The organism is Mesonia mobilis DSM 19841, from assembly GCF_000423405.1.
Taxonomy (GTDB): domain Bacteria; phylum Bacteroidota; class Bacteroidia; order Flavobacteriales; family Flavobacteriaceae; genus Mesonia; species Mesonia mobilis.
In genome coordinates, this window is the sequence record NZ_AUHX01000006.1 from 119,650 (window position 1) to 136,835 (window position 17,186).

Sequence of the window (17,186 nt, forward strand, 5' to 3'; positions counted from 1 at the left end):
GTTGATAAGATTAAGGGGTTATTCAAACTTACATTATTCTTAATAGATTTTCTAAAAATTTGTTAAAAAATGATTTCGGCTAAGCAGTAAAATTTATTTGAAATAAATCTAAATAAATTTTAAATATCTAAACATGATCTATATTTTTGCAAGCAATTTTAAATCAGTCTAAATTATAATTATTATGAAAAAGGCTTTATGGGTTTGTTTATTATTGTTCTCAAACCTTATAATTGCGCAAGAGCTGGCAACTATAAATGGAAAAGTGCTAGACGATCAAGATAATCCAATTCCGTTTGCAAGCGTATATGTTGGTGAGTTACAAAAAGGAAATGCAGCCAACGAAAACGGAGAATTTACCATAACCAACGTTCCTTACGGTAACTGGAATATTTTTGCAAGTGCGGTTGGTTTTAAAACCGTTTCTGTTGAGGTTAATATCAATTCAGCTCAAATTAACGGAGTTACCTTTCAATTAGAAGTAGATAGCGAATTAGATGCTGTTGAAGTTTTTGGAAATCGCTACAGCCATCCCGATAAAATTGAAGCCTTAACCAGACTACCATTAGAACCTTACGAACAAATACAAAGTATCTCTATTATTGGTGAAAAAGTAATTGAAGACCAGGGCGCGTTAACAATTTCTCAAGCGACGAAAAACGTACCGGGTGTTTATACTTTTGCTACTTATGGTAATAAACGAGAAAGTATGTCTTCTAGAGGTTTTAGAGGTATTCCTATCTTAAAAAACGGAGTGCGTGTGCATTCAGATTTTAGAGGAGTAGGTATTTTAACCGATATGCAAGGAGTCGATAATATTCAGGTATTAAAAGGTTCAGCATCGATCACCCAAGGAGTGGCAACCGATTTAGGAAGTCCCGGAGGTGTAGTAAATATTGTGACTAAAACGCCAAAATATCAATTTGGAGGAAATGCTTCTTTGCGTGTAGGTAGTTTTGGGCAAGTAAGACCTACATTCGATGTTTACGGTCCGTTAGATAAAAAGAAAAATGTTGCTTTTAGATTAAACGGAGCTTTAGAAAGAGCCGATAGCTATAGATCGATGATCTCTTCAGAAAGATTTTACATTAATCCATCATTGCAATGGCGTATCGACGATAAAACAAAAGTCACCTTAGAGATGGATCATTTTAACGATGCCAGAACTCCAGATGTTGGTACAGTTAATTTAGGTGAAAATAATGTAAACGCAATTTACGATTTACCTTATAACCAATATTTAGGATTTGAAAACGATCGCTCGATCACCGAAAACACTACATATTCTCTCCGTTTTGATCGTGCTTTAAACGATAAACTTACGTTGAAGGGAGCTTTTTATAAATCTGAATTAGACCTAAACGATAAAGGTTCAAGCTTAGGAGGCGCAATAGATGTTGAAGGAGAAACTATGTATAACTTAAGACAAAGAGGTTATTCAAACTCTACAAGAAGCGACAACAATAGTGTTGTGCAATTTGATTTAATTGGAGATGAAGTGGCTACCGGAAGCATCAAACACACTTTTCAAGTAGGTTTTGATTATAGAACTACAGATTTTTCTACCCGAAGTGAATCAATGAGTGTTGTCGATACCATCGATGTGTTTTCAGCAAACAGTCATAATTTACCTTCTATTTCTTTTGGGAATGCAAGAGTAAGTTCAGGTAAATCTAAATCGATTGGTTTTGTTGCGCAAGATGTGATCTCGTTTACAGATTGGTTTAAAACCTTTTTAGGTGTTCGTTACAGTACCACCGAAACTATTTCCGGGGAAGAAAATAACAGAAGTGACGCTTTTAATCCGTTAGGAGGGATTATCGTTTCGCCAACAAAAAACATTAATGTATTTGCTTCTTACACTAATAGTGCTTACCCAAGAACTGCTGCTCGTTTAGGAGAAAACGGAGAAGAATTAGGAAATGAGCGTTACGACCAATTAGAAGCCGGTATTAAAACCAACTGGTTAGATAACCGTTTACGTTTCAACCTAACTTTATATAAGATCAATAACAGAAATATTAACCTACCGGTTTACGACGAAACTTGGACAAATATTATTTATTACCAACAAGGAGGTAACGACCAACGTCAAGGTGTTGAGGTAGAACTTACCGGAAGACCTTTAGAAAACTTAGAACTTATTGCCGGTTATGCATATATCGATGCAGATTATAAAGATCACACTTCGTTTGTTTATAATTCGGCGCCTTTAAATACACCAGAACATACATTTAATTTCTATGCAAATTATATGTTTAGAGGCGACTTAGATGGTTTGTCTGTTGGTGCGGGAGCTTATTATACAGGAGAGCGACCAATCAATGACTGGTCTAAAGGCCCGGTAACTCACGAAGGGATCGTACCTAACCAAAAACCTTTCGATGTAGAAGCTTACACGTTAGTCAACTTTCAAGCAGGTTATAAGTTCAATGAGCATTGGTCGGTTAGATTTTTAATGAATAATGTGTTCGATGAAATTGGTTATAATGCTTACAGAACAAGATTTATTAATCAAACAGATCCTAGAAGTTATGCAGGAGTACTTAGTTATTCCTTCTAATAGAAGATGTTGAATTAGTCTAGCAATAAGGTACAATATAGTTGTGCCTTTTGCTGTTTAAATAGCAATTGCTAAAATTTTTTAAAGTGAATTAAGCTTTAAGAAGTTTTTTTGTGAAATTTGTAAAAGAAAAAGAAATGAAAAAAATATTAATCATCACCGTTTTAGCATTAATGTCTTCAGGCATTTTTGCACAAGATAATGTGTTTCTTCAACGAGATTTTTGGTCTCAACAGCCTTCTGTTGAAGACGTAAAAGCAAAAATAAAAGCCGGTCACGATCCTAAAGAATTCAATCGGTCACATTTTGATGGTATTACGATCGCAATTTTAGCCGATGCTCCTCAAAAAGCGATAGAATATTTACTTGCTTTAGAGGGAGTAGATCTAGATACTCGCACTCACGATGCTAGAACTTATTTAATTTGGGCAGCCTACAAAGGGAACTTTCCGGTGGTGAAATACTTAGTAGATCAAAAAGCAGATGTAAATTTAAAAGGTTCTCACGGTTTTGGCGCCATTACTTTCGCTGCATTTGCCGGAGTAGAAGATCAGCGCATTTACGATTATCTAACCGCTAACGGACTTTCAATTCAGCAGGAAAATAAAGGTGGAGCAAATGCGATGTTGCTCATTATGCAAAAGCTGAAAAATTTAGAAATGATCGATTACTTTCAGCAAAAAGGACTCGATTTAAATAGCAAAGATCACGAAGGCAATAATGCATTTAGTTATGCAGCCAAAGGCGGAAACATTGAAGTAATGAACGCGCTTATCGAAAAAGGAGTTGATTACAAATCTAAAAATAATCTGGGCGGAAACGCCATTCTAGTGGCTAGTCAAGGTATTCGTGGGGCAACTCCTAAACTTGAAACCTTTAAGTTTTTAGTTGAAAAAGGGATCGATCCTAACGTGGTAAATAAAAACGGAGAAACACCATTAATTCTTTTAAGCGGAAGAAATCAAGATGCAACTTTAATTCAATATTTCTTAGAAAAAGGTGTCGATGCTAACCAAACGAATACTGAAGGGAATAATGCATTAATCAATGCAGCCGCAGGAAATTCGTTAGAAATTGTAAAGATTTTAGAAGAAGAAACTAAAAACATCAACCATAAGAATAACGAAGGGCAAACCGCATTAATGTTGGCCGTTAAAGGAAATTCAGAGGATGTGGTTTCGTATTTGATCGAGAACGCAGCAAAAGTAAATGTAGCCGATAAAGACGGAAATAACCTTGTTTATTACTGGGCAAATTCAGCTAAGAGAGGTCGCGATGGTAAAGTTACTGCGCCAAGCGAAGAGAAATTATCAGTTCTAGAAGCTCAAGGCTTCCCTTTCACCAAGCCACAACCTAACGGAAATACTTTGTTACACGTTGCGGTTCAAAACAACGATTTAGCTTTGGTAAAAAAAGCAATCGAATGGAATGTTGCTGTTAACGCTAAAAATAATGAAGGTAACACCGCTTTATTATTAGCAGCTTTAAACTCAAAGAATACCGAGATTTTAAAGTATTTATTAAAGAATGGAGCCGACAAATCGATTACCACAGATTTTGAAGAAAGTGCTTACGATTTAGCAAATGAAAACGAAGTGTTAACCAATAATGGCGAATCACTAGAGTTTTTAAAATAATAGAAGAAAATCTTATAAGTGGAGTGAAATTTGTAAGATGAAATAAAAATTCAAAAAAAATGAAAAAGTATATTTTAACGAGTGTAAGTCTTTGCTTAACGGCTTTTATGTTGTTGGCATTTACCGCTCCTCAAAACGAAAATAAAGCCAAAGCAACAACCGTAAAATGTTTGTTGCAGCTCAAAAACTATTCTGGTAAAAAGCCTTACGTGGTGGTTTCTATTGTAGATGAAAATGAAAAATACCAGCAAACCTTGTATATGCAGGGACAAGATGACGAATGGTATAACACTTTAAAAGAATGGTGGGCGCAATTAGGCAAAGACGGTAAAGAAAATATCGATGCCATAAGTGGTGCGACAATTAATCCGGGAGCAAGATCGATCATCGCTTTTGAAATTCCTGAAGATAAAATCGGCAAGAATTACAAACTGCGTTTTGAAAGCGCGGTAGAAGATCAAGATTACCATAAAAAAGACTTAGAAGTAGCGCTTACCAAAGAAAATTTAAAAGGAAAATTCGACGGTTCGGGGTACATTCGTTACGTGAGATTAATTGCGAATTAAAATCATTTTTAAATGATTATTTCAGTTTGGAGATACAGTCATTTAGCGTTGGCCGTATCTTCATTTTTGTTTGTGCTAACTGCTTCCTTAACTGGAATCGTCTTAGCGTTTGAGCCTATTCAGCAAGAAATAGAAACGCAAACTTTCCCTGTGGAAGAAACCTCTACGGCAACTCTAATTTCAAACTTAAAAGAAAATTACCTAGAAGTTTTTGGAGTAAAAGTAGATGCTTATCAGCGCGTTTCGGTGTCGGTGCTTACCGAAGATGGCGAGATGGCAGAGTTTTATGTGAATCCGCAAACGGGAGAAAAAGTAGGAGAATTAGCGCAAGAATCTTCTGTTTTTCAGTTTGCTCGTAGTTTGCACCGCTCCTTATTTTTAAAAACTACCGGAAGGTTTTTTGTTGGCCTTACTTCCTTTTTACTCTTTTTGATCAGTGCCAGCGGGCTTATACTTCTATTCAAACGCCAGCAAGGTTTTCGAAAGCTATTTTCAAAAATTATAAAAGAAAACTTCTTTCAATACGGGCACGTTTATTTAGGAAGATTATTTCTTGTTCCGATCATCATTATCAGTATTTCCGGAGTTTATTTGTCGCTTTTTCAATTCAACGTTTTAAAACATCCCGTTTTTAATGCTGAATTTGATACTGAAAAAATTAGCGCAACTCCACAACTCGAAATTGCTGAAATTCCCATTTTTAAAAACACTCCGGTTGCTGAAGTAAAAAGTATTGAGTTTCCTTTTTCAACAGAAGTGAACGATTATTATGTGTTACAACTTCAAGAAGGAAGCTTTGCGGTGAACCAATTTACTGGAGAAATTTTAGATGAAAGTCTGCTTCCTGCAAGTGAAAAACTTTTTAATTACAGCTATAATTTGCACACCGGTGAAGGCAATCTCATTTGGTCGTTCGTGTTGTTATTGTCTTGTGTGAGTTTATTGTTTTTTATCTATTCAGGATTTAAGATCACTTTCAAAAGAAAAGCGGCTAAAATTAAAAATAAGTTCAAGCTTAAAGATTGTTCGCATCTTATTTTAGTAGGATCAGAAACAGGAAGCACGTTGCAGTTTGCGGTTTGGTTTCAGCAAGAACTTCAGCAAAAAGGAATAAAAGCTTTTGTGGCACAAATGAATGAATTTGAAGTTCATCAAAACCTTCAGCAACTCATCGTTTTTACCGCAACTTATGGCGTTGGAGAACCACCAACAAACGCTACAAAATTTGAAGCAAAGTTGAAAGAAACTCATTTCAAAAACCCGATTCAATATAGTGTGGTTGGTTTTGGCTCGTTTGCTTATCCCGATTTTTGCAAATTTGCATACACTACAGAACAGTTGTTAGATGAAAAACAAAATGCCAATTGCTTTTTGTCGCTACACACGATCAATAACAAATCGACAGAATCGTTTAACCGATGGTTAGCGCAATGGGGTCGATTGAGCGAGATAAATCTTCCTAAGTTTGAAGGTGAAATTGAAACTGAAAAAAGAAAAAAAGTCGCTTATCAAGTCGTAAGAAAAACAGCATTAATCTCTAACCATCAGAGTTTTTTAGTTGAATTAAAACCGGTAAAGAAACAAAAACTGAAGTCGGGAGATTTACTAGCCGTAAGTCCTGGAAAAGAGCATCACGATCGGTTGTATTCTTTGGGAATCACGTCAGAAAACACCATTTTACTAAGTGTGAAATTGCACGAAAACGGAATTTGTTCTAATTATCTTCACGATTTAAATGAAGGGGAAATTTTGCAAGCCTCTCGATTAAAAAACAAAGCTTTTTACTTTCCGAAGCGAGCAAAAAAAGTAATGATGATTGCCACAGGAACCGGTATTGCTCCGTTTTTAGGAATGTTGGCGCATAATACCAAAAAAACACCTGTACAACTTTATTGGGGAGCACGAGATCGTCAAGCTTTTGCATCTTATGAACAGATAATTACTTCAGCATTAAAAGAAAACCGACTTCAAGATTTTATTCCGGTGTATTCTCGAGAAGATCAGCAGCGATATGTGCAAGATCAATTAGCTGAAAATGCTTCGGAAATTGCTGAAACCCTAAAAACTGGCGGAGTTATTATGATCTGTGGTTCTGTTTTTATGCAACAAGCAGTTTTGGCTTTGCTTACTGAAATTTGCAATGATTATCAATTGAAAAATCTAAGCGACTACCAAAATCGAGGTCAGTTATTAATGGATTGTTATTAAGAAAGATCACTTTAAACGGAATCCTATGTGTTTACTATTTTGGATTCCGTTTAAAATGAAATGTTTTAAAAGTTATAACAACGTACTTGGGCAAACGTAATCGGTGGTTTTTACATCGGTTTGTTTAATAGCATTAAAACCACCTACAACATCTTTAAAGTTATCGTAACCACGTTGTTTTAAAATTGAACTGGCGATCATACTTCTGTAGCCGCCGGCACAAAAAACGACGAAAGGTTTTTCTTTAGGGATTTCAGCTAAATGTTCATTCAGGGTGTTTAATGGAATATTTAAACTGCCTTCAACGTGTTCGGCGTCGTATTCACTTTTCTTGCGAACATCGATTAAAACGGCAGATTTTTCTTTAAAGATGGTTTCTAATTCTTCCGCAGAAATACGAGTAGCGGTATCCACTTCTTTTTCAGCATAGATCCAACTTTCCATTCCGCCTTTTAAGTAACCGATCGCGTGATCGTAACCTACGCGAGCTAAACGAGTAATGGCTTCTTCGTGTTTACCTTCATCGGTCACTAATAAAATTTCTTGATCGATGTCTTTAATTAATTCTCCTACCCAAGGTGCATAATTACCGTCGAGGCCAATATTAATACTGTTCGGGATAAAGGCTTTTGCAAAATCGTTCGCATTTCTGGTATCTAAAATAAGCGCTTGCGAGGCGTTGGCAACTGCTTCAAATTCGTCTGGAGTTAATGGGTTTTCGGCATTATGTTTCACCTTATCAAAACTTTCGTAACCCTGAATATTCATCAACACATTTTTAGGAAAATAGCCGGGAGGTGTGGTTAAACCGTCGAGTAATTCTTTAATAAATTCTTCTTTCGACATATCGGCGCGTAAAGCATAATTGGTCTTTTTTTGGTTGCCAAGCGTATCGGTGGTTTCTTTGCTCATCTTTTTTCCGCAGGCAGAACCCGCTCCGTGATTAGGATAAACGATAAGGTCGTCGTTTAGCGGCATAATTTTATTGCGTAAAGAATCGTAAAGATGTCCGGCAAGTTTTTCTTCAGTTAAATCTGAAACTACGTGTTGCGCCAGATCGGGTCTTCCTACATCGCCAATAAATAAAGTGTCTCCGGTAATGAGTCCGTGTTCTTTTCCGGTTTCGTCGATAAGTAAATACGTGGTGCTTTCCATCGTGTGGCCGGGAGTGTGAATTACTTTTATTTGGTAATCGCCAAGCTTAAAAATTTGCCCGTCTTCGGCAGTAATGGCATCATAGTTTGGTTTTGCTCCAGGACCAAAAACAATTTTCGCTCCGGTTTTTTTCTGTAAATCGAGATGGCCACTCACAAAATCGGCGTGAAAATGGGTTTCAAAAACATACTTTATTTGAGCTTCATCTTTTTGCGCTCGGTTAAGGTAGGGTTGTACTTCTCGCAACGGATCAAAAATTGCAGCTTCTCCTTTACTTTCAATATAATAAGCAGCGTGTGCTAAACATCCGGTATATATTTGTTCTACTTTCATAATACTAAATTTTAAATTCTGAAGTAAAAATAATTCTGTTTTTCAGGAAGTTATGTAACTCTAGTTGCAAAGCTTACACGATAAAATTTCTTAAAAAATGACAATGATCAGTAACTGAAAATAAATTGGGTTGAATTCTGATTTTTCTTGTAAATAGAAAGTTGAAGTAAAATGAAGTTGAAACATTTATGATTTATTTTAGAACTAGATGAAAAGGCAAGTGATTTGAATTTCTTAATTTTGAAGCATGAGTAAAAAACAAGAACGTTCGATATCAGAATTTAATAATGAATTAAAACTGAAAGGTTTTAATATTTTTCAGATTGAAAAAGATAGCTACGCGACTAAAGCTTATAGCCGTAAAGATTTTTACAAGATTTGCTTAACGACCGGAAAAAGTAGAATTCATTATTCAGATAAAAGTTACAATCACGAAGGCACGGTCTTGTTTTTTGGTAATCCTCACATTCCTTACTCTTGGGAAACACTTTCAACAGAATATGTAGGTTATACGTGTTTATTTTCTGAAGAATTTTTATCCTTATCTAAACGTTCAGAAAGTTTACAGCAGTCACCACTTTTTAAAGTAGATGGTACGCCGGTTTTAAAAATTTCTGAAGATCAGCGTTTATTTCTCAATACCATTTTTGAGAAAATGATGCAGGAGCAAAAGACCGATTATACCTATAAAGACGATCTTATTAGAAATTACATTAACCTCATAATTCACGAGGCATTAAAGTTAGAACCTTCTCAAAATTATTACCAACATCAAAATGCGTTATCACGTTTGGCAAATGTGTTTCTAGAATTACTGGAGCGACAATTCCCAATAGAAGGTATCGATAAACCTTTGGCGTTGAGAACCGCTAAAGATTATGCGAAAAACCTTTCGGTACATGTTAATTACCTGAATCGCGCGGTTAAAGAAGTTACGGGGCATTCTACCACGAGCCACATTAACAACAGAATTATACATGAAGCGAAAGCTTTACTGTTACATACCGATTGGAATATTAGCGATGTTGCTTATTCATTAGGTTTCGATTATCCTACGTATTTCAATAACTTCTTTAAAAAAGCCACGGGAACCAATCCCGGTACGTATAGAACTTCTCATATCTCGACAAATAAAGCTTCTTAAATAATTAAGATTTTCAAACTTTAAATTGATTTGTAGCTGAAATAATATTGCATCTACATTGATATATCTTATATCGTGTAATTACCTTTATGTTTTTCAAGTATGAAGTAGGGAAGACACTTTTAGATTAGATAACTTATTGACTTTTTATTATTTAATTTTAGTTTTCTTTAGCAATATTCCTGTTCAATTTATAGCTAATTTAATATCTAGTGTTGAATTTCTTAAGTTTTGATTTGATTTTCGTTATCGCAAATAAGGGGTTTAGAATTACTTTTGTGTAAGAATTTGAAACCAACTGAAAATCAGATTTATGAAAAAGATCAACCTTAGAAACTCCTTATTAGCAAGTTCACTATTTAGTGTGTTGCTTTTAGGAAGCTGTAAAGAGAATACTTCAACAGAAACTAGCGAAACAACTTCAGAAGAAACGGCACAAACAGAAACTTCAATTTCAGAAGAATCAGAAGAAAGTGAACTTGATTTTATTTTTCCGAAGGAAAATAAAGGTCCAGATAAAACTTTTACCGGTAATGCTTACAATATTGGCTTAGTTGCTCCAGATTCTACATATACCACTGCAGTTGGAAATGTATATTTTGAACCAGGCGGAAGAAGTAACTGGCATACGCATCCAGGTGGTCAAATTTTAATTATTACAGACGGGAAAGGTTATCACCAAATAGAAGGGCAGCCAAAAGAAATTATGGAAAAAGGTGACGTGATTAAATGTCCCCCAAATACAAGACACTGGCACGGAGCTAGCCAAGATACCGGCGTGCAGCAAATGTACATCGTTCCAAATACCGAAAAAGGAGTTGTTAACTGGATGGAAGCCGTTTCAGACGAAGTTTACAATCAATAAAAAAGCAAACTTTTTAATTCAATTAAGATGAACAATAATAATTCAAGAAGGAAATTCCTTCAGCAATCAGCCATGGCAGGAGCAGCAGTAGTTGCCAGTCCATTAAATACATTTTCAGCCACTAATAGCGAAATCATAGGAGAGGTAGAAGAGGGGATCTTAGATGTGACAAAAAATATTAAAACAAAAGGCTATGCTGCTACCGATGAATCAGGCGAGTTAAGTCCTTGGGAATTTGAGAGAAGACCTGTTGGGGATGATGATATTCTTATAGATATTAATTTTGCCAGCATTTGTCATTCAGATATTCACCAAGAAAAAGGACACTGGGGAGAACAAGAATATCCACAGGTTCCAGGTCATGAGATCGTAGGTGTGGTGGCTGCTGTAGGTAAGAATGTAACCAAATTTAAAGTTGGAGACCGTGTAGGTGTAGGTTGTATGGTAGATAGCTGTATGGAATGTAGTACTTGTAAGGCCGGTGAAGAACAGTTTTGTGAACGTGGACAAACAAAGTTTACTTACGGAGCGCCATCTAAAGCAGAACCAACCGGAATTACTCAAGGTGGTTATTCAGATAAATTGGTAGTAAGAGATCACTTTGCGGTACATATTCCAGATAATATAAGTTTCGAAGAAGCTGCACCCTTACTTTGTGCCGGGATAACTACCTACTCTCCATTAATGCGTGCGCAATTTAAAGTAGGAGATAAAGTAGGTGTTGCCGGGATTGGTGGTTTAGGACATTTAGCAGTAAGAATAGCAGTTTCTAAAGGAGCAAAAGTTTATGCTTTTACTACCAGCGAAGATAAAGTTGAAGATATAAAATCTTGGGGTGTAGAAGAAGTGATTGTTGTAGATGACGAATTTAAAAATATGCAGGCTTACAACAAGACGCTAGATTATATGATTTCTACCATTCCGTATCAATTTAATGTAGCTGCTTATGTAATGTGTTTAAAACCTGGCGGAACATTCACTTTTGTAGGGATGCCAGAAAAATCTGAAATCACATTGAATAACCTTATGTTGGCTTTTGCATGTGTGAATTTTAATTCTTCACTAATTGGTGGAATTCCAGAAACTCAGGAAGTTGTAAATTACTGTGCAGATAACGGCATTAAACCTTCCATAGAGATCATTAATGCAGAAGAGATCAACGAGGCTTGGGATAAAGTGGTGAACAAAAAAGCAAGATATCGTTACGTGATCGACGCGGCTACTTTCTAAAAGCTTAAAAGAAAAGAAAAAGAAAAATAAAATGTTATGGATATTACGAAGAATAAAAACATCGATTCTGTAAAAGGACCAGAAGATTATTTTACTGGAAGCGTAAGATTAGATCCTTTATACGGGCAAAAAGAAAACATTACAAAAGGAGCCGGAGCATTGGTGACTTTTGAAGCCGGAGCAAGAACTGCGTGGCATACGCATCCTGCCGGTCAAACCTTAATCATCACTTCTGGTGCTGGTTGGGTACAACGTGAAGGCGGCCCAATCGAAGAAGTTGGTCCTGGTGATGTAGTTTGGTTTCCACCAGAAGAAAAACACTGGCACGGCGCTTCTCCTAACAAAGCAATGAGTCATATTGCGATTCAGGAAGAGAAAGACGGTAAAGTGGTAGACTGGTTAGAAAAAGTTTCAGACGAACAATACCAAAAATAATCTACAAATTGTATGATTTAAAAATGCCGGTAATTCTATGAATTCCGGCATTTCATCTTTCTCAATAAAAAAACTAAGATTAGATAATTTATGAGTGCAACTAAGAAAAATATTTTCGAGCGATTACTGGCCAATGAAGTGATCCCGATGGACGACCCCGATTATGGCGACGTTCGTGTAGCTGTTGAAGAAACAATGGGACTCAACCTAAAATTGAATAATGCTGAAGGTTTAGATGAAGTAAGAAAATATCTGGGAGAGATTATTGGCACTGAAGTCGACAAAACCACCACTTTGTTCACTCCGTTTTACACCAATGTCGGCAGGCACATCAAATTGGGTAAAAACGTATTTATCAATCACGCGTGTAGTTTTCTGGATCTTGGCGGAATTGAAATTGAAGACAATGTAATGATTGGTCCGCGTGTGAATATTTCTTCGGAAAATCACCCTACAGAAATAGGAAAACGAAACACGATGGTTCCACTGAAGGTGACCATTAAAAAAGGAGCCTGGCTAGGCGCAAATGTAACGGTGTTACCTGGAGTGACCATTGGTGAAAATTCAGTAGTTGCAGCCGGAGCTTTGGTCAATAAAGATGTTGAACCTAATAGTGTATACGCGAGAATTCCTGCCAAAAAGATTAAAGAATTATAAAATTTAGAACGATGAGTTTAACAACAGAAGAAATAAAAACGATCGCAGCAGAGAACGATTTTCATATCGCACCTTTTCGTGCCGATGGGAAAACCTACGGAACCCTAACCTGGATCTGGTCTGTTGAGGTTGAAGGCGAATTATTTGTACGAGCGTATAACGGTACAAGCTCACGCTGGTATCAATCAGCATTAAGTCAAAAAGCCGGAAAAATAAAAGCTGCAGGCATCGAAAAAGATGTAGAATTTGAACCAATTAAAGGCGAATTAATAAATGCGAAAATCGATGAAGCGTACCAAGAAAAGTACGGTAGTAGTTCCTATTTAGGTTCAATGATTAGCGATAGGGCAAAAGCGGCGACGGTTCAGGTGAAATAATTATAAAAGCGGAGTTCTAATACAACTTCAAAAATTTCGATTATTAGTTTTCGAAGCCTTATTAGTTTTCTTAAGAATACAGATTTTATGTTGTATACGCTATGCGTCACCTTCTTCTATATAGGCGTTTACGCCTTTGTTACAGGGTCGCCTGCGGTATACATCACGTATTTTAATATCGAGCCGGAATATTATGGTTGGTTGTTTGCGATCAATATTTTAGGTCTTATGGGCTTTAGTATTGCTAACAGAATTTGGGTGAGAAAATATTCGCTTGATAATTTGCTGAAAATAGCAACTTCGGTAGCAATGCTGGCGGGAATCGCTTTAGCGCTATTGGTGAAATTTGAGATTGGCGGAATTTATGCGATGATAGGCACAGTATTCTTTTTCATTTCGATGAACGGAATTATCGCTGCCTGTACCAATGCCGCTGCGCTCGATAAAGCCCCGGAAATGTTAGGCGCCGCCGCTGCGCTTTTAAGAGCTTTTCAGTATGGAAGTGGCGTATTCTCTTCAGTTTTGCTGGTTTTGTTTGGCGAGGATAATGGTTCACCAATAACGATAGCTTATATAATGGCTTTTTTCGCGACCGCTTCCGCAGCAGTAATTTTCGCAAGAAGTAACCTAAAAGGCAGTAAAGTTTAATAGAATTTTAAAACAGATTCTATAAAAGAAAAATTAACTTGAAAATAAACGAAAAAGAAAGATTGATATGAAAGTTTTAATTATTGGAGCACACGGAAAAGTTGGACAACGAATTTCCAAAGCGATGAGTGCTGCAGAAGATGTTGAACCTACGGCGTTCATTAGAAAAGAGGAGCAAAAACCACTTTTTGAAGAAATGGGCGTTGGTACGGTGGTAGAAAGTTTAGAAAATACGCCTGAAGCTATTGGCGAAGTGATCAAAAACTACGATGCTGTAGTGTTTACGGCAGGATCTGGCGGAAAAACCGGTCACGATAAAACAATGGAAATTGATTTAGACGGCGCGATCAAATCGATCAACCAGGCTGAAAAACACGGCGTAAAACGTTTTATAATGGTAGGCGCTTCGCATAGTGATGATCGCTCGTATTGGGGAAAAGTAGACGGAATGAAACCGTATTACACCGGAAAACATTATGCTGATCTTGAACTGAAAAGAAGTTCGTTAGATTATACGATTTTGCGTCCCGTTCTTTTAACCGATGAGGATGAAGCCGGAAAAGTCTTAATGACTGAAAATCCTGATGAAGTGGGTTCTGAAATTCCACGTCAGGCAGTGGCAGAAACTGTTCTAACCGTACTAAAAGATCCAAAAACCTACGGAAAAGTGATCGAAATGAGCAAAGGTGAAGACACGATCGCCGATGCGCTGGCGAAAGTTTGTTCGTAAATTAGATTTCAAACTAAATAAAAAAACCTCCTGCTAAAAATTAGTAGGAGGTTTTTATTTTGTACTCAAGGCGGGAATCGAACCCGCACTTCCGAGGAAACTGGATTTTGAATCCAGCGCGTCTACCAGTTCCGCCACTTGAGCAATTTGGAGATGCAAAATTAAAAAATAAATTCAAACTTCCGTGAAAATAAGTGAGAATATTACTTCGTTGCTGAAAATAAATTTATAAATTTGCAGCTCATTTTAAAAAATCGTAAACCTTTCGTTTACACAACTTTATTTTGATATGGCCCCAGCAATGACAGATGCAAAACTTTTTACTTGTTCACAAAGTACAGAACTCGCTAATAGCATTGCTTCTTATTACGGTATTCCGTTAGGGAATGTAATTACTTCAACTTATAGTGATGGTGAATTTCAGCCTTCGTTTGAAGAATCTATTCGTGGGGCAAGAGTTTTTATTATTGGTTCTACTCACCCAAGTAGCGATCATTTAATGGAAATGCTTTTAATGCTTGATGCTGCTAAAAGAGCTTCTGCAAGACACATTACTGCAGTAATGCCTTATTTTGGATGGGCGCGTCAAGATAGAAAAGATAAACCTAGGGTTCCTATCGCGGCAAAATTAATTGCCAAAATGTTAGAAACTGCAGGAGCAACTCGTATTATTACGATGGATTTACACGCCGATCAAATTCAAGGTTTCTTCGAGCGTCCGGTAGATCATTTATTTGCCTCAACTGTATTTTTACCACATTTAAAAGCTCTAAATCTAGATAATTTAACGATCGCATCTCCAGATATGGGAGGTTCTAAAAGAGCTTATGCATATTCTAAAGCCTTAGAAAGTGACGTAGTAATTTGTTATAAGCAAAGAGCAAAAGCTAATGTAATTTCTCATATGGAATTAATTGGTGATGTGACCGGTAAAAATGTGGTTTTGGTAGACGATATGGTCGATACAGCAGGAACACTTACTAAAGCTGCCGATGTGATGATGGAGCGTGGAGCATTAAGTGTAAGAGCGATTTGTACACACCCTGTACTGTCAGGTAGCGCTTACGAGCGTATCGAAAACTCTAAATTAGAAGAATTAATCGTTACAGATTCTATTCCGCTAACGCAAAAATGTGATAAAATTAAAGTAGTATCGTGTGCAGAGTTATTTGCAGATGTGATGAAGAGCGTACACGAAAACACTTCAATCAGCTCAAAATTTTTAATGTAAATTTTTTATTAATCTATATATTTTTTAGAAATGAAGTCAATTACGATCAATGGATCTAAAAGAGAAAGCGTAGGCAAGAAAGCAACAAAAGCCTTACGTAATGCTGGAGAGGTTCCTTGCGTATTATACGGAGGAGAGCAAGCCATTCACTTTTCAGCACCAGATGTGTCTTTTAACAGTCTTGTTTACACACCAGATGTTCACACCGTAGTGTTAGAATTTGATGGCGTTAAGCATAATGCTGTTCTTCAAGACATTCAATTTCACCCGGTAACCGATGAGATCTTACACATGGATTTCTATGAGTTTGGTGAAGATCAAGAAATCTCTATGGAAATTCCTGTACACGCAGAAGGAGTGCCAAGAGGTGTTAAAAATGGTGGTGTTTTACGTTTTAACTTACGTAGAATGAAGGTAAGAGGTCTTGCGGCTAAATTACCAGATTATATCGTTGCAGATGTAACTCCGCTTAAAATTGGTAATAAATTATATGTTACTGCAGTAGAAAGTGAAGATTACACAATTCTTCACCCAGATAACACTGTAATTTGTCAAGTGAAAACGTCTCGTAACGTGGTTGCTACAGACGATGATGACGATGATGTTGATGCAGGAGATGTACCATCTACAGAAACTCACGATGAAGGTGCAGCTGCAGCTTCTAACGACGCATAGTAGATAAAACAAATAATTAATAAAAGCATCTTGATAATTATGTCAAGATGCTTTTTTATTTTTACTGAAAAGACAACATATGTTAGCCTTTTTCGGTAGAATTTTAACAACGAAGAAAAAAGAAAAAACAGACCCGATGAAAAAGTTTTTAATTGTGGGCTTAGGAAACGTTGGCGCAAAATACGAAGAGACAAGACACAACATAGGTTTTAAAATTCTAGATCAATTAGCTGCGGAAGAAGAGATTACTTTTGAAACTGTAAAGCTGGGAGACCGTGCAGAGTTTAAGTTTAAAGGAAGAACTTTCGTACTGTTAAAACCCTCTACGTTTATGAATTTAAGCGGAAAAGCGGTAAACTATTGGATGCAGAAAGAGAAAGTTTCTTTAGAAAATTTAATGATCGTGACCGACGATCTTAATCTGCCTTTTGGGACGTTACGTATTAAAACCAAAGGAAGTGATGGAGGTCATAACGGACTTAAAGATGTGCAAGCTCAATTAAACACCTCGAAATATACTCGATTTAGATTCGGAATAAGCGATAAGTTTTCCAAAGGAAATCAAATCGACTATGTTTTAGGAGAGTGGAATGAGGAAGAGCGTAACGAATTGCCAGAACGTTTAAAAACTTCAGCAAAAGCTATACGTTCTTTTGGTACCGCAGGAATTAATAATACCATGAACGAATTTAACGGGAAGTAAATCAATTTATACTTTAATCATTTGATTTA

16 protein-coding genes and 1 tRNA gene are annotated in these 17,186 nt (G+C 36.5%); 15 read left to right on the forward strand and 2 right to left on the reverse strand.

Annotated elements, in window-relative coordinates:
• Positions 1-184: 184 nt before the first annotated feature.
• The 4 genes from G551_RS0106505 (at position 185) to G551_RS0106520 (ending at position 6,974) form a co-directional block, all read left to right on the forward strand.
• Positions 185-2,563, forward strand: a complete 2,379-nt coding sequence (locus G551_RS0106505; protein WP_027884795.1) for a TonB-dependent receptor — start codon at positions 185-187, stop codon at positions 2,561-2,563.
• 137 nt (positions 2,564-2,700) lie between these two features.
• Positions 2,701-4,200, forward strand: coding sequence for an ankyrin repeat domain-containing protein (locus tag G551_RS0106510; protein ID WP_027884796.1), 1,500 nt, complete (start codon positions 2,701-2,703; stop codon positions 4,198-4,200).
• 59 nt (positions 4,201-4,259) lie between these two features.
• Entirely contained in the window at positions 4,260-4,766 is a 507-nt protein-coding gene (locus tag G551_RS0106515) for a DUF2271 domain-containing protein (protein ID WP_027884797.1), read from the forward strand.
• 12 nt (positions 4,767-4,778) lie between these two features.
• The gene (locus G551_RS0106520) at positions 4,779-6,974 is read left to right on the forward strand and encodes a PepSY domain-containing protein (protein WP_027884798.1); all 2,196 of its coding nucleotides are present in this window, start codon (positions 4,779-4,781) and stop codon (positions 6,972-6,974) included.
• A gap of 72 nt (positions 6,975-7,046) precedes the next feature.
• On the opposite strand, the gene G551_RS0106525 is transcribed toward G551_RS0106520, so the two are convergent.
• Positions 7,047-8,462 (reverse strand): MBL fold metallo-hydrolase, encoded by a 1,416-nt coding sequence (locus G551_RS0106525; RefSeq protein WP_027884799.1) that lies wholly within the window; start codon positions 8,460-8,462, stop codon positions 7,047-7,049.
• Between the two features lie 247 nt (positions 8,463-8,709).
• On the opposite strand from G551_RS0106525, the gene G551_RS0106530 reads away from it, so the two are divergent.
• From G551_RS0106530 to G551_RS0106565, 8 genes are all read left to right on the forward strand, one after another.
• Positions 8,710-9,606: a helix-turn-helix domain-containing protein gene (locus tag G551_RS0106530; protein WP_027884800.1), complete on the forward strand. Its 897-nt coding sequence runs from the start codon at positions 8,710-8,712 to the stop codon at positions 9,604-9,606.
• 313 nt (positions 9,607-9,919) lie between these two features.
• Positions 9,920-10,471 (forward strand): cupin domain-containing protein, encoded by a 552-nt coding sequence (locus G551_RS0106535; protein WP_027884801.1) that lies wholly within the window; start codon positions 9,920-9,922, stop codon positions 10,469-10,471.
• A 27-nt stretch (positions 10,472-10,498) separates the two neighbouring features.
• On the forward strand, positions 10,499-11,701 hold the full coding sequence (locus G551_RS0106540) for an NAD(P)-dependent alcohol dehydrogenase (RefSeq protein WP_027884802.1): 1,203 nt from the start codon (positions 10,499-10,501) through the stop codon (positions 11,699-11,701).
• Between the two features lie 36 nt (positions 11,702-11,737).
• Positions 11,738-12,136, forward strand: coding sequence for a (R)-mandelonitrile lyase (locus G551_RS0106545; protein WP_027884803.1), 399 nt, complete (start codon positions 11,738-11,740; stop codon positions 12,134-12,136).
• A gap of 90 nt (positions 12,137-12,226) precedes the next feature.
• A complete protein-coding gene (locus tag G551_RS0106550; RefSeq protein ID WP_027884804.1) occupies positions 12,227-12,793 on the forward strand; it encodes a DapH/DapD/GlmU-related protein in 567 nt (188 codons plus the stop codon).
• An 11-nt stretch (positions 12,794-12,804) separates the two neighbouring features.
• On the forward strand, positions 12,805-13,170 hold the full coding sequence (locus G551_RS0106555; protein ID WP_027884805.1) for a DUF2255 family protein: 366 nt from the start codon (positions 12,805-12,807) through the stop codon (positions 13,168-13,170).
• Between the two features lie 87 nt (positions 13,171-13,257).
• On the forward strand, positions 13,258-13,818 hold the full coding sequence (locus G551_RS15530) for an MFS transporter (RefSeq protein WP_189394859.1): 561 nt from the start codon (positions 13,258-13,260) through the stop codon (positions 13,816-13,818).
• Between the two features lie 67 nt (positions 13,819-13,885).
• Positions 13,886-14,548, forward strand: coding sequence for an SDR family oxidoreductase (locus G551_RS0106565; protein WP_027884806.1), 663 nt, complete (start codon positions 13,886-13,888; stop codon positions 14,546-14,548).
• 62 nt (positions 14,549-14,610) lie between these two features.
• Here the strand turns inward: G551_RS0106565 and G551_RS0106570 are convergent.
• Positions 14,611-14,692 (reverse strand) — tRNA-Leu (locus G551_RS0106570).
• Between the two features lie 145 nt (positions 14,693-14,837).
• Between G551_RS0106570 and G551_RS0106575 the strand changes: the two genes are divergently transcribed.
• The 3 genes from G551_RS0106575 (at position 14,838) to pth (ending at position 17,157) form a co-directional block, all read left to right on the forward strand.
• A complete protein-coding gene (locus tag G551_RS0106575) occupies positions 14,838-15,779 on the forward strand; it encodes a ribose-phosphate pyrophosphokinase (RefSeq protein WP_027884807.1) in 942 nt (313 codons plus the stop codon).
• Between the two features lie 30 nt (positions 15,780-15,809).
• Positions 15,810-16,454, forward strand: a complete 645-nt coding sequence (locus tag G551_RS0106580; RefSeq protein ID WP_027884808.1) for a 50S ribosomal protein L25/general stress protein Ctc — start codon at positions 15,810-15,812, stop codon at positions 16,452-16,454.
• Positions 16,455-16,533: 79 nt separating this feature from the next.
• The gene (gene pth / locus G551_RS0106585) at positions 16,534-17,157 is read left to right on the forward strand and encodes an aminoacyl-tRNA hydrolase (RefSeq protein WP_027884809.1); all 624 of its coding nucleotides are present in this window, start codon (positions 16,534-16,536) and stop codon (positions 17,155-17,157) included.
• Positions 17,158-17,186 lie beyond the last annotated feature (29 nt).